General features: G+C 68.7%; 10 protein-coding genes. 4 read left to right on the top strand and 6 right to left on the bottom strand.

Features of this window, described 5'->3' with window-relative positions; all coding sequences use genetic code 11:
- Window positions 1–16: 16 nt before the first annotated feature.
- On the bottom strand, window positions 17–1,369 hold the full coding sequence (locus BST17_RS12775) for a histidine phosphatase family protein (protein ID WP_083058391.1): 1,353 nt from the start codon (window positions 1,367–1,369) through the stop codon (window positions 17–19).
- A gap of 131 nt (window positions 1,370–1,500) precedes the next feature.
- Between BST17_RS12775 and BST17_RS12770 the strand changes: the two genes are divergently transcribed.
- Entirely contained in the window at window positions 1,501–4,293 is a 2,793-nt protein-coding gene (locus tag BST17_RS12770; RefSeq protein WP_165762273.1) for an AAA family ATPase, read from the top strand.
- Here BST17_RS12770 and BST17_RS12765 read toward each other — a convergent pair.
- From BST17_RS12765 to BST17_RS12745, 5 genes are all read right to left on the bottom strand, one after another.
- Window positions 4,290–6,233 carry a thiamine pyrophosphate-dependent enzyme gene (locus BST17_RS12765; RefSeq protein ID WP_083058388.1) on the bottom strand — a complete coding sequence of 648 codons (1,944 nt, stop codon included), beginning with the start codon at window positions 6,231–6,233 and terminating at the stop codon, window positions 4,290–4,292. The two genes, BST17_RS12770 and BST17_RS12765, sit on opposite strands and share 4 nt — an antisense overlap.
- Complete coding sequence (locus BST17_RS12760; protein ID WP_083058386.1) at window positions 6,230–7,846, bottom strand: glutamate synthase-related protein; 1,617 nt, start codon at window positions 7,844–7,846, stop codon at window positions 6,230–6,232. Before BST17_RS12760 ends, BST17_RS12765 begins: the two co-directional genes overlap by 4 nt.
- A gap of 63 nt (window positions 7,847–7,909) precedes the next feature.
- The gene (locus BST17_RS12755) at window positions 7,910–8,389 is read right to left on the bottom strand and encodes a nitroreductase family deazaflavin-dependent oxidoreductase (RefSeq protein ID WP_083058384.1); all 480 of its coding nucleotides are present in this window, start codon (window positions 8,387–8,389) and stop codon (window positions 7,910–7,912) included.
- A 9-nt stretch (window positions 8,390–8,398) separates the two neighbouring features.
- Window positions 8,399–8,770 (bottom strand): nuclear transport factor 2 family protein, encoded by a 372-nt coding sequence (locus BST17_RS12750; protein WP_083058383.1) that lies wholly within the window; start codon window positions 8,768–8,770, stop codon window positions 8,399–8,401.
- Window positions 8,770–9,933, bottom strand: a complete 1,164-nt coding sequence (locus BST17_RS12745; RefSeq protein ID WP_083058381.1) for a steroid 3-ketoacyl-CoA thiolase — start codon at window positions 9,931–9,933, stop codon at window positions 8,770–8,772. The genes BST17_RS12750 and BST17_RS12745 overlap by 1 nt, the downstream gene beginning before the upstream one ends.
- 169 nt (window positions 9,934–10,102) lie before the next feature.
- Here BST17_RS12745 and BST17_RS12740 point away from each other — a divergent pair, with 169 nt between their 5' ends.
- The 3 genes from BST17_RS12740 to fadE29 are packed head-to-tail and all read left to right on the top strand — an operon-like array spanning window position 10,103 to window position 13,532.
- Window positions 10,103–11,347 carry a cytochrome P450 gene (locus BST17_RS12740; protein WP_083058380.1) on the top strand — a complete coding sequence of 415 codons (1,245 nt, stop codon included), beginning with the start codon at window positions 10,103–10,105 and terminating at the stop codon, window positions 11,345–11,347.
- 17 nt (window positions 11,348–11,364) lie between these two features.
- Window positions 11,365–12,363: an acyl-CoA dehydrogenase family protein gene (locus tag BST17_RS12735; RefSeq protein WP_083058378.1), complete on the top strand. Its 999-nt coding sequence runs from the start codon at window positions 11,365–11,367 to the stop codon at window positions 12,361–12,363.
- Window positions 12,364–12,368: 5 nt separating this feature from the next.
- A complete protein-coding gene (gene fadE29, locus BST17_RS12730) occupies window positions 12,369–13,532 on the top strand; it encodes an acyl-CoA dehydrogenase FadE29 (protein WP_083058377.1) in 1,164 nt (387 codons plus the stop codon).
- The last annotated feature ends 2 nt before the right edge of the window (window positions 13,533–13,534 follow it).

Here is a 13,534-nt window from a genome sequence, read left to right as displayed (position 1 = left end):
GCATGTCGGGCGCGGGTCAGGCCGCGGCTTTTTCGTCGGACCCGCCGGTATCCGCGCCGGTGTCGCCGCCGGTATCCGCGCCGGTGTCGCCGCCGGGATCAGCGCCCGCCGTCGCAGCCGATGCCCTGTCGTCGGTCGGCTCGGCCTGCCCGCCCGGCTGCGTTCCCACACCGTGCGGGCCCCCGGTGATGTCCTCGGCGTCGTCCTCGGCGGCGTCGACAGCGCGTAGCACCGGCTTCTGAGCGGTCCGGGTGGTGCGGGCCGTGCGGACCGACGGCGATTCCTGCTCCGGCGACCGCAGCGCCCGGATCAGATCCTCGCGCGCTGCGGACTCGTCGGCGTCGACGCTCGGCTCGGCTGCCACGTCGGCTGCCATATCGGGTGCAGCAGCGGCGATCCGCGCGGCCGGGAGCGCATCGTCGGTGGCGGGAGCGGACCGCGGCCGCACCGCTGCGGTGATCGCCTCGGTCACATCCCGGACCACCGCGGTCGCGAACGTCACCGGCGCCCGCAGCACGGCACCGATTCCGTCGCGCACGGCTTCGGCGATGGTGCCGATATCGCCGGTACGGAAGGCCTGCGCGACGCGGTAAACCGCGGCCTGCGGTGTCACCACGAGATCGCGCACGTTGACGAACAGTTTGGCGCCCAGCGACGCCGGCCCGACATCGCGACCCGCCCACGATGTCAGCGTCCACCCCTCTTCGGTGCTGCCGTCGACGACCACCACATCGGTGTTCTGCAACCGGTGGGTGAGCATCAGCAGCAGATCCGGGTTGTCGACGTTCATCATGGTCCAGAACATGATCGTCGCGGCGTGCGAGAACACCACCGGATTCTGTGCCCCGGATTCCTCGACCAGCTGCAGCGCCCGGTCCACCCGCTCGTCGAACGCGTTGCCGTCGGCGCCGCCGGGGACCGGCACCGACCGCAGCCCGAGGGTCCAGAGGGCGGGCGCCAGTACATAGCCGATCCCGCCCGGCCCGGAGTCCGACCACCCTTCGAACCAGCCCGCGTTGATCTCCCGGAATCCGGGGACCACGGTGGGGGTCAGCCCGGTGGCGGCGGCGAACGGCGCGGCGGTCTCGGTGGTGCGCACCATGTTCGACGCGTAGATCGCGTCGTAGGGGACACCGCCGGCGATCAGTGCGTCGGCGACCGCCGCCGACTGCGCCTGCCCCAGCGGGGTCAGGTGGGCACCGGGAATCGAATTGTCGATGGTGTGCGATGCGTTCGCCTCCGACTCGCCGTGCCGGACGAACGTCACCGTCAGCGCTCCCGCCGGCAGCGCGGTGATGATGAACAGCGCCGCGGCGGCGAGCACCACGACCAGAAGTTCCAGTGACCGGCGGTGCGACCCCGTGACCATCGGGTCACAGTAGCGAGCCGGGCCGTCTCGCAGGCCGGGATCGGCAGAACGGCCTGCGGCGCCGTCACCCCCGGCGCGGCGGCCGCCGTCCCGTAGCATGGTGGCGCGCCGCAATGGATCCGGAGGACGCTGTGACCTGGGAAGTCGGGCCCATCATCGGCCGCGCCCAGTTGGCGGACCTGACGGCGCGGGTGGCCGCCGGGGCGCCCGGAGCGCCGCAGGGGGTCATCCTGGTCGGCGAACCCGGGATCGGGAAGTCGATGCTGCTGCGGCACGCCATGGCGCACGCACCCGACCATGTCCGACTGCTGTTCGCATCCGGCACCGAACCGGACCACGTGCCGCCGTTCACCGCGCTGGCCGAACTCATCCGGCCACTCGGTGACCTGGTCGCCCAATTGCCGCCGACACTGCGCGACGCCCTGCACCATGTCCTGGATGTCGGCGTCCTGGATGTCGGCGTCCCGGACGACGGCTCGGTACCCGGCCCGGCCTCGATCCAGCAGGCCGTGTTGGCGCTGCTCGGTATATCCGCCGCCACCGCCCCGCTGATGCTGGTGCTCGACGATTTCGATCGGTTCGAACCGGACTCGCGCCAGGTGCTCAGCTACGTGGTGAGCCGGGTTCCGCACCTGGCCGTCCGGATCCTGGCGAGCGCCCGTCACCTGGACAGGGTGCGCGGCCTGGACGCGAGCATGACCGTCGCCGATGTGCCGGCCTTGTCGAACAGGGAGGCAGCACAACTGATCGAGGCGCAATCGGTGGTGCCGCACCCGAGCGTCACCGGTGAGATCATCCGGTGGTCGGCGGGCAATCCGCTGGCGCTCATCGAGTCTGCGCGCTTCTACGGCCGGTCGGGTGCGGACGTGTTCCGGGTCTACGGGATGGTCGGCGGCGGGTTCGCCAGGGCGCTGTTCGCCACCCAGCTCGCGGAACTTCCGGCCGATGCCCGCCGGCTGGTGATCTTCGCGGCCACGGGTGCCGGCTACGAGGACATCGACCTTCTCACCGCCGCAGCCGGTTTCGGTGCACAGCTGGCCCGCTGGGACCCGGCGGTGGCGGCAGGCATCGTGACGGTCGCCGAGGACCGCCGGGTGCGCTTCGGCCACCCGCTGCTACGCAGCATCGCCTATGCCGAGGCGGGTCACGACGAACGCACCGCCGCGCATACCGCACTGGCCGCATCGCCGATGCTCGACGACTTCTGCCGTGCCTGGCATCTGGCCGCGGCGGCGACGGCTCCCGACGAGGGTGTCGCCGTGCTACTGGAGCAGGGCGCCGCGCGGTCCGGGCGGCGCGGCGGGTACCTGGAGGTGGCCCGGGCGCTGCAGCGCGCCGGGGAGTTGAGTCCCGACGATGGCGACGCGGCGCGGCGGTTCATGCTGGCCGCGGCGGCGGCGAACTTCGGCGGCGACCCGGCCTGGGCGCAGGCGCTGACCGGCAGCGCCCTGCACCGGTCGTCCTCGCCCCAGATCGTCGGGCAGGCGGCGCTGACCAGGGCGTCCATCCTGGTGCAGGCCGCGCGGCCGGCCGAGGCATTCGATGTGGTCGGTGGTGTGCTGGACGGTACACCGTTCTCCGACAGCCAATTACGGCTGAACCTGCTGTACGTCGCCGCATCGGCGGCGTACTACTCCGGTGACCCGGCCGAGCGGTCCCGGCTGCGCGGCTGGCTCGCCGGAACCGCCGGCGACACCGACGCGCCGTCGGCCTTCCCGATGCCACTGCCACCGGAGGCAGGCCCGTTGCAGCGTGCCCACATCGCGATGTACGCCGATACCCGCGTCCGGCCGGTCACCTGGGACCGGCGCTGGCTACAACCGATGTCGCCCGCGATCGAACCGTACCGTCGACTCATCGTGGGTGAGATGGCCTACGTCACCGAGGACACTGACCTGGCCGTGGCGCACCTGCGCGCGGCGGTCGAAGGGCTGAACGCGACCGGTGGCTTGCGGGGGTTCACCTACGCGATGGCCGCGCTGGCCTGGTCGCTGCTGGACACCGGCCGCTGGGCCGAGCTGAACGCGCTGCTGGCCGAAACTGAAAGTCTCTGCGCCGTTTATGATCTGAACCTCCTGCACACCGAGACCGCACTGGTGCGCGCGCAGCTTTCGGCGCTCACCGGCGACATCGCCGCCGCCGAGGCGGCATTGGGCGACGCCACCCGGATGATGGCCGACAAGGGCGGGGCGGCGACCGCGGTGGCATTGTCGCGCGCAACGGGCTGGCAAGCCCTGGCTCGCGGTGACTTCGACACCGCCTACCGGGCGCTGCGGCAGATGTTCGACCCCGACGGCGGACCCGTTCATTTCGTCGTGTCGCATCGCGGGATAGCCGACCTGGCCTGGACGGGGGTGCGCAGCGGACACTCCGATGACCTGCGGTCGCTGATCACGACGATCGGCAGACAGTTCGGGTCCCGCCCACCCGTGCGGTTGCGGCTGCTGCGGCATCAGGCGCTGGCCCTGACGGCCTCGACCGGTCTGGCCGAGCGTCATCACCGGCTGGCGGTCACCGACCCGGCCGGGCAACAGTGGCCACTGGAACGTGCTCGCGCACAACTGCATTACGGAGAATGGCTACGTCGGGTCCGTCGGCCCGCGCAGGCTCGCACCCAGTTGGGGGCGGCGCTGGAGCAGTTCGAATTACTCGGTGCGCTGCCGCTCGCGCAGATGGCGCGTGCCGAACTGCGTGCCGCCGGCGTGACCGGCCCGGCGCGGCACGCGGTGGCCGGCCTGGACGCCCTGACGGCCCAGGAACGCCAGATCGTCACGATGGCGGCGTCGGGGCTGACCAATCGCGAGATCGGCCTGCGGGTGCACCTTTCGCCGCGCACCGTCGCCTCGCACCTGTACAAGGTGTATCCCAAGCTCGGGGTCACCCGCCGCCACCAACTGCGCGATATTCTCGGCGACCAGACCTAGTGGCTGGACGGATCGGTCAGGATCTCGACGAGCGCCGGCCCGGGACGCTGCAACGCTTGCGCGATCGCCGGACCGAGTTCGGCCGCATCGGTGACCCGGATGCCGTACGCGCCGCATTGGCGCGCATACGCCGCGAAGTCCGGATTGTGCAGTGAGGTCTGCCATACCGCGTATTCGGCGCCGCGCTGTTCCTCGCTGATCTTGGCCAGTTCGCCGTTGTTGAGCAGAATGTGGGTGATGTTCATGCCGTACTTCACCGCCGTGGTGATCTCCGCGAGGTACTGACCGAACCCGCCGTCCCCGGTGACGGCCACGACCTTGCGGTCGGGGGCGGCCGCCCAGGCGCCCATGGCGGCGGGATATCCGAAGCCGATGGAACCGAGGTAGCCCGACATCAGCACCGACTGCTCGGCGGTCTCGAAATACCGGCCGAACGAATACGCATGGTTGCCGACGTCGACGGTCAGGACTGCGTCCACGGGAATCGACCGGGCGAGTTCGGCGAAAACGCTTGCCGCAGAGACTCGACCGCCCGGTCGTTTGGCCACGCGCCGGGACTTCTCGGCGCGCCACACCGACCAGCGTTCGGCGACCTCGCCGCGTTGGTCGACCAGTTCGGCGTGGCGGCGCACGCCGTCGAGCAATGCCGCGGCGGTGACCCCGACATCGCCGAGCAGCGGCACCTCGACCGGCCGGAACCGTCCCAGCATCATCGGATCGGTGTCGACCTGGATGGTCGGCTTGTAGGGCGAGATGCCGGTGTGATTGGCAAACGATGCGCCGAACACCAGGATCAGGTCGGCCTTGTTCATCATCCACGAGGCCACCGGGGTTCCCGAGCGACCGAGCACCCCGCAGGCCAGTGGGTGCGCGTCGGAGATCTGCCCCTTGGCCTTGAACGTCGTCAGCACCGGTGCGTGCAGCTGTTCGGCCAGCGCCACCACCGCCGGCATGTCGAACCGTGCGCCGGCGCCGACCACGATGACCGGTCGGGTCGAGGATGCGATGAGTCGGCGGGCCTGCTCAAGTGCGGCGGCCGGAGGTGCGATCCGCAGGTCCGGCATCCGCCCGTGCGGGCCCGAGGGCGCGGCGTCGGGACTGGCGAGCACCTGGACTTCGTCGGGCAACACGAGATGGCCGACACCACGTTCCAGGATGGCGTGTTTGAGTGCCATGGTCATCAGTTCCGCGTGGTCGGACCCGGCGCGCACCATCGCCGAGTACACCGTGACGTCGGCGAAGGCGGCCAGCAGGTCGATGTCCTGGAAGGCACCCTTGCCCGCCACCGCGGAGTCGACGTTCCCCGAGATCGCCAGCACCGGTGCCCGGTCCGAACGGGCGTCGTACAGACCCGTGAGCAGATTGGTCGAGCCCGGGCCGGCGATGCCGAAGCACACGGCCGGCCGCCCGGTCAGTTTGCCGTACGCGGCGGCGGCGAACGCGGCTGCGCCCTCGTGCCGGATGCCGAAAAAGCGGAGCTTGCCCGCTGATTCGGCCCGGTGCATGGCCTCGGCGATGCCCAGGTTCGAATGGCCGACCATGCCGAAGACCGTGTCGACACCCCAGTTGGACATGGTCTCGATCAGCACATCGCTGACCGTGCGGCGGTGTTCGGCCGGCTGCGGTATCTGCACGTACACACCGTCGGCGCGCTCCTCCACCGGATAGGTGGCCACGTCGTAGTCCGGTCCGCCGGCGGCTGCGCCGGTGAACGGGTCGAAGTCGAAACCGTGCCAGGGACAGCGGATCTTGTCGTTCTCCAGGGTGCCCTGGCCGAGTGGGCCACCCTGATGTGGGCACCGGTTGTCGATGGCGCCGTATCGGCCGTGCAGTTTGGTCAGCGCCACGGTCTTGCGGCCGGCCGGGCAGACGGTCACCTCACCGTCGGCCAGCGCGTCGATGTCAACGGCCTTGTGCCACTGGGGTTCGGAGTTGCTCACAGTGCGGTGGCTCCTGCATAGGGGACTCCGGTGAGGTAGGCGAAGTCGCGGTCGAAGGTGATGAGGTCGTCGAGTTCGAAGTCGGCGAGGCGTCGGTGTCCGCAGGCCCGCGCCAGAACCACCATCAGATCGACGGTCGTGCGCAGGAACCGGTCGAGGCGCTCGGCGGCCAGCTGCACCGGCAGCCGTTCCCGCAGTCGCGGGTCCTGGGTGGCGATACCCACCGGGCAGGTGTTGGTGTTGCAGGCGCGCATGCCGACGCACCCGATGGCCTGCAACGCGGCGTTGGACAGGCCGATCGCGTCGGCGCCCAGTGCCAGCGCCTTGACCATGTCGGCCGGTGTGCGGAGCCCGCCGGTGACCGCCAGGGTGACGCCATCGGCCCCGGACCGGTCGAGGTGCCGCCGCGCCCGGGCCAGCGCCGGAATCGTCGGTACCGAGATGTTGTCACGAAAGATCAACGGCGCAGCGCCCGTTCCCCCGCCGCGGCCGTCCAGGATGAGGTAGTCGACGCCGATCTCCAGCGCCGCGTCGATATCGCGCTCGATCTTCTGCGCGCTCATCTTGTACCCGATCGGGATGCCGCCGGAGATCTCGCGGACCTGCGCAGCGAAATCGGCGAACTGGCTCAGGGAGGTCCAGTCCGGGAAGCGGGCCGGCGAGATTGCCGCGGTGCCCGGGGGCAGGCCACGGACCTCGGCGATCTTGCCGGTCACCTTGCTGCCCGGCAGATGCCCACCGGTGCCCGTCTTGGCGCCCTGACCGCCCTTGAAGTGAAAGGCCTGGACCTGCCGGATGCGGTCGAAGCTCCATCCGAACCGCCCGGAGGCCAGCTCGTAGAAGTATTTCGAGTTCGCCTGCTGTTCCTCCGGGAGCATCCCGCCCTCGCCGGAGCAGATCCCGGTGCCTGCACGTTCGGCCCCCATCGCGAGGGCGGTCTTGGATTCCTCGGACAGCGCCCCGAAACTCATATCGCTCACGAACAGCGGGATATCGAGCTGCAGAGGACGTTTCGTGTGCGGGCCGATCACCGTGGTGGTGTCCACGCTTTCGTCGTCCAGCAGTGGTAGCCGTGCCAGCTGGGCCGTGACGATCTGGATGGAATCCCAGGAGGGCAGCTGATCGCGCGGCACCCCCATCGCCGCCGCCGGGCCGTGGCCACCGACCCGGCTCAGTCCATGGGTGGCGAATTCGTGGATCGCCGTGACGAACGGTTCCTCGGCGGTGTCGCTGGGCTTGATCCACCTGCCCTGGTAGCCGTCGTCGCCATAGGCCTGCGGGTTGGCCCTGGCGAAGTCCGCCACCGCGGCCTGATCGACGTACACCTCGTCCCCGGTCACCCAGGCCGGGAACTTGGTCAAGGTGACGGCCGGATTGACCGGCGAGACGCCGGTGTCGGCGTCGTACCGCCAGCCGTGCACACCGCACACCAGCAGGCCGCCCTCGAGATGGCCGTCGGACATCAGGGCGCCGCGGTGGGCGCACCTGCCGTAGAGCGCCGAGACGTCGGCGCCGCGCCGCACCAGCACCAGGTCCACACCGCCGGCGGCCACCGGGTGCGGTGTTCCCTCCGGTAGGTCCGAAAGGGATGCCACCCGCAACGCCGTCGCCATGCGGAGAGTATCGCCCACCGTCCGCGGGCGGACATCAGTCAGATGACTGACGGCATCGCTCCGCTAGGCCGGGTCGCAGATCAGGATGGGGATCTTGCGGTCGGTGTAGGACCGGTAATTGGCGAAGTCGGGGTACATGGCGTCCAGCTTGGGCCAGTACTCGTCGCGCTCGGCATCGGTGGCCTCCCGTGCCACCAGGTCGAGCTTTTCCTTCTTCGTCTGGAAGGTGATGTTCGGATCGGCCTTCAGGTTCAGGTACCACATCGGGTTGGTGGCCCGGCCGCCCTGGGACGCGACCAGCACGATGCGTCGACCCTCCTGGAGAAAAAGCAGCGGGCTGTCACGCGGTTCCCCGGATTTGCGGCCCGTCGTGGTGAGGATGCCGACCTCGGCGCCGCGCAGGAACTTGTTGCCGAGCTTGCCGCCCGACTTCTTGAACAGCCAGGTGTTCGCGCGCGACATCCACTTGATGCCGGTGCCGACTGCCTTGGAGTTGAGGCCCTCGACCTGTTTGGGGCTCAGGGGCTTGGGTGGTGTGGCCATGGCGGAACCCTATCGGCTGATGAACGGCTTCAGCGACGCCCGGATGTGGTGGATCCGCGGGTCGTCGGCGGGGATCAGGAACGTCTCGTCGACGTGCGAGCAGACCCGGCGTCCGAGCAGGCGCGGCCTGGTCAGTACGTCGAAGCGGGCCCGGATGTGGTCGCCGTCGACGGTGAACTCCGGTGGCGTCGTCTTCTCGATGACCTTGAACTGCGGACCGTTGTTCAGGCTGCGCCGCAGGTGGTCTCCGGAGCGTCCGGTCTTGAGTCCCATCTCGATGCGGATGCAGTCCGGGTGGAACGGCACCGCGTCGGCCCGATGGCTGGACAGGGCGTCGATATAGGCCTGGGCGGCCGCGATGCGCTCGGCGTCTGATGCCATCAGATCCGCTCGATGATGGTGCCGGTAGACAACGCCCCGCCGGCACACATGGTGATCAGCGCGGTGCTCTGGTCGGTGCGCTCCAACTCGTGCAGCGCGGTGGTGATCAGTCGGGCGCCGGTGGAGCCGACCGGATGGCCCAGCGCGATCGCGCCGCCGTTGACGTTGACCTTGTCCATGTCGGCGCCGTGCACCTGGGCCCACGACAGCACCACCGAGGCGAAGGCCTCGTTGATCTCGACGAGGTCGATGTCGCCGATCTTCATCCCGGCCTTCTCCAGCACCTTCGCCGTCGACTGCACCGGGCCGTCGAGGTGGTAGTAGGTCTCCGATCCCACGTTGGCCTGCGCGACGATGCGGGCGCGCGGCTTCAGCCCCAACGCCTTGGCCTTGTCCTCGTCCATCCACAGCACAGCGGCCGCGCCGTCGGAGATCTGCGAGGAGGTGCCCGCGGTGTGCAGGGCGCCGTCCATCACCGGCTTGAGCGAGGCGAGACCCTCGGCGGTGGTGTCCCGCAGGCCCTGATCCCGGGTGACCGGCGCCCATTCGTCGGTGGGCCGCTTGTTCTCGTCGAGGACCGGCGCCGAGATCGGGGAGATCTCCCGGTCGAACCGCCCTTCCTCCCAGGCGCGCTTGGCCTTGGCCTGCGAAGCCAGCCCGAAGGCGTCCAGATCGGCGCGGGTGATGCCGCGGCGCTTGGCGATCCGCTCGGCAGCCTTGAACTGGTTGGGCATGTCGATGTCCCACGACGAGGCGCGGATGATGCTGCGGTCGGGACCGGCGTTGGCGCCCAGGCCCACCCGGCTCATGGCCTCGATACCGCAGGCGATGCCGATGTCGATGGCACCGGTGGCGATCAGCCCGGCGACCAGATGGTTGGCCTGCTGGGCGCTGCCGCACTGGCAGTCGATGGTGGTGGCGCCGACATGCTCGGGCAGCCCGGCGGTCAACCACCCGACCCGGGTGATGTTGTTGGACTGCTCGCCGTACTGGGTCACGCAACCGCCGATGAGCTGCTCGACATCCCCGGCTTCGATACCGGCCTTCTCCACCAGAGCCTTCTGCACCGCGCCCAGGAGTGCGGTGGCGTGCAGGCCGGACAGCCAGCCGTTGCGCTTGCCGATCGGGCTGCGGGTGGCTTCGACGATGACAGGATTACCCATGCTTGTCAGGCTAGAACACGTTTCATTACTCTGACAAGCGACGATGCTGCCGTGCCTTTTATCTGCGGTGAAGGCATGTTTCAATGGTTCGCAAGTGGCACTAGAAGGAATTGTCTTCCCACCCCTGGTGGCCGGAGGCATGCCCCGATATGAGCAAGGAGATCTCCGCATGGCCAGCCCCAACCTGCCCAAAGGCTTCGACCCGCTGGACGCGAGTCTGAACCTCGAACGCCTTCCCGTCGAAGAATTGGCAGAGCTGCGGAAGTCCGAGCCCATCCACTGGGTGGACGTGCCGGGCGGCACCGGCGGCTTCGGTGACAAGGGCTACTGGATCGTCACCAAGCACGCCGACGTCAAGGAGGTGTCCAAGAACAGCGAGGTGTTCGGCAGCTCGCCCGACGGCGCGATCCCGGTATGGCCGCAGGGGATGGAACGCTCGGCGATCGACCTGCAGAAGGCCGTCCTGCTGAACATGGACGCCCCGCAGCACACCCGGCTCCGCAAGATCATCTCCCGCGGTTTCACCCCGCGCGCCGTCGGCCGGCTCGAGGAGGAGCTGCGCGCCCGCGCCCGCAAGATCGCCGAGACCGCCGCCGCCGACGGCACCGGTGACTTCGTCGAACAGGTCGCCAGCGAGCTCCCGCTGCAGGCCATCGCCGAACTGCTCGGTGTGCCGCAGGACGATCGCGACAAGTTGTTCCGGTGGTCCAACGAGATGACCGCCGGTGAGGACGAGGAGTACGCCGACATCGATCCGGCGATGTCGTCCTTCGAACTGATCACCTACGCCATGAAGATGGCCGAGGACCGGGCCAAGAACCCGACCGAGGACATCGTGACGAAGCTGATCGAGGCCGATATCGACGGCGAGAAGCTCTCCGACGACGAGTTCGGCTTCTTCGTCATCATGCTCGCGGTGGCCGGTAACGAGACCACCCGCAACTCCACCACCCACGGCATGATCGCCTTCGCGCAGCATCCCGAGCAGTGGGAGCTGTACAAGAAGGAGCGTCCCGGTACCGCGGCCGACGAGATCATCCGTTGGGCCACACCGGTGTCGGCGTTCCAGCGGACCGCGCTGGAGGACACCGAGCTCAATGGCGTGAAGATCAAGAAGGGTGAGCGGGTCGTGCTGTCCTACCGGTCGGCCAACTTCGACGAGGACGCGTTCGACAACCCGCACGAATTCAACATCCTGCGTGACCCGAATCCGCATGTCGGTTTCGGTGGCACCGGTGCGCACTACTGCATCGGCGCCAACCTGGCCCGGATGACCATCAACCTGATCTTCAACGCGATCGCCGATGTGATGCCCGACATCAAACCGATCGGTGAGCCGGAGCGGCTGAAGTCCGGTTGGCTCAACGGGATCAAACACTGGCAGGTCGACTACACCGGCGCTTCGGCGAACTGACGGCAAGGAGAAATCGGGTGGACTTCACGCCGAACCCCGAGCAGCAGGCCGTCGCCGATGTGGTGACCTCGGTGCTGGAACGGGACAACAGTTGGGACGCACTGGTTTCCGGTGGCGTGGCCGCACTCGCCGTGCCGGAGCGCCTCGGGGGTGACGGGCTGGGACTGCCCGAGGTCGCCACCGCGCTGACCGAGATCGGTCGGCACGGCACCACCGGGGCGGCGCTGGCCACCCTCGGTCTGGGACTGATTCCGCTGCTCGAGCTGGCCTCCGAGGCGCAGCAGGATCGCTACCTGGCCGAGGTGGCCAAGGGGGCGGTACTGACCGCGGCACTCAACGAGCCCGGAGTCTCGCTGCCGGACAGCCCGTCGGTGACGCTGTCCGACGGGAAGCTCAGCGGGACCAAAATCGGTGTCCCCTACGCGGAATCGGCGCAGTGGCTGCTGGTGACCGCAGCCGGCGGCGTCGCGGTGATAGCGCCGACGGCCACCGGGGTGACGCTCACCAAGACCCCGGCGGCCAACGGCACCGACGAATACGTGGTCGTGTTCGACGGCGCCCGGGTCGACGGTGTCCTCGACGGCGCGACCATCCACCGGGTCAACCAGCTGGTGCTGGCGGGCATCGGTGCATTCGCCGCCGGCCTGGTGGCCGGTGCCCTGCGGCTGACAGCCGACTATGTGGCCACCCGCGAGCAGTTCGGCCGGCCGCTGTCGACCTTTCAGACAGTCGCCGCGCAACTGTCGGAGATCTACATCGCCTCGCGCACCATCGCGCTGGTGTCGACATCGGTGGTGTACCGGCTGACCGAAGGCCTGGACGCCGACGACGACCTGGCCTTGCTCGGCTACTGGATCACCTCGCAGGCGCCGCCGGCCATGCGGTTGTGCCACCACCTGCACGGTGGCATGGGGATGGACATCACCTACCCGATGGACCGGTACTTCTCCTCGATCAAGGACCTCACCCGGTTGCTCGGTGGGCCGGCATATCGACTGGATCTGGTGGGAGCGTAAACAGCATGTACATCGAACTGACCCCCGAGCAGCGTAAGCTGCAAGATGAACTGCGCGAGTACTTTTCGACGCTGGTCACCCCCGAAGAAGCCGCGGCGATGGAATCCGATCGCCACAACGAGGCCTATCGCACGGTGATCAAGCGGATGGGTTCGGACGGCAAGCTCGGCGTGGGCTGGCCCAAGGAGTACGGCGGTCTGGGCTTCGGGCCGATCGAGCAGCAGATCTTCATCAACGAGGCCAACCGCGCCGATGTGCCGCTGCCGATGGTGACCCTGCAGACGGTCGGTCCGACCCTGCAGGTGCACGGTACCGAGGCGCAGAAGAAGAAGTTCCTGCCCGGGATTCTGGCCGGCGAGGTGCATTTCGCGATCGGCTACTCCGAACCGGAAGCGGGAACGGATCTTGCCTCGCTGCGCACCACCGCGGTGCGCCACGGTGACGAGTACATCGTCAACGGCCAGAAGATGTGGACCACCGGCGCCCATGATGCCGACTACATCTGGCTGGCCTGCCGCACCGATCCCGAAGCCGCCAAGCACAAGGGCATCTCGATCCTGATCGTGGACACCAAGGATCCCGGTTACTCCTGGACGCCCATCATTCTCAGCGACGGTGCCCACCACACCAATGCCTCCTACTACAACGACGTGCATGTACCCGCCGACATGTTGGTGGGCGAGGAGCACGGCGGCTGGAAGCTGATCACCACCCAGCTCAATCACGAGCGGGTCGGCCTCGGTCCGGCCGGACGCATCGCCGGAATCTACGACGAGGTGTTCGAGTGGGCGTCCAAACCCGGCTCGGACGGTGTGGTACCCGTCGAGCAGGAGGGTGCGCGCCGGCTGCTCGGGCAGATCAAATCGATCTGGCGGGTCAATGAGCTGCTGAACTGGCAGGTCGCCGCCTCCGGGGAGACCATTGCCGTCGCCGATGCGGCTGCGACCAAGGTGTTCTCCACCGAACGCATCCAGGAGGTCGGCCGGCTGGCCGAGGAGGTCGTCGGGCGCTACGGCAACCCCGCCGACCCGCACACCGCGCACCTACTGGACTGGCTGGACAAGATGACCAAGCGCAATCTGGTCATCACCTTCGGTGGCGGTGTGAACGAGGTGATGCGCGAAATGATCGCCGCTGCCGGACTGAAGGTCCCGCGGGTTCCGCGGTGATG

It is taken from the genome of Mycolicibacterium bacteremicum, assembly GCF_002086115.1.
Lineage (GTDB): Bacteria > Actinomycetota > Actinomycetes > Mycobacteriales > Mycobacteriaceae > Mycobacterium > Mycobacterium bacteremicum.
The sequence above is the reverse complement of the archived record's forward strand: the minus strand, read 5'-3'. Positions and strand labels throughout refer to the sequence as shown.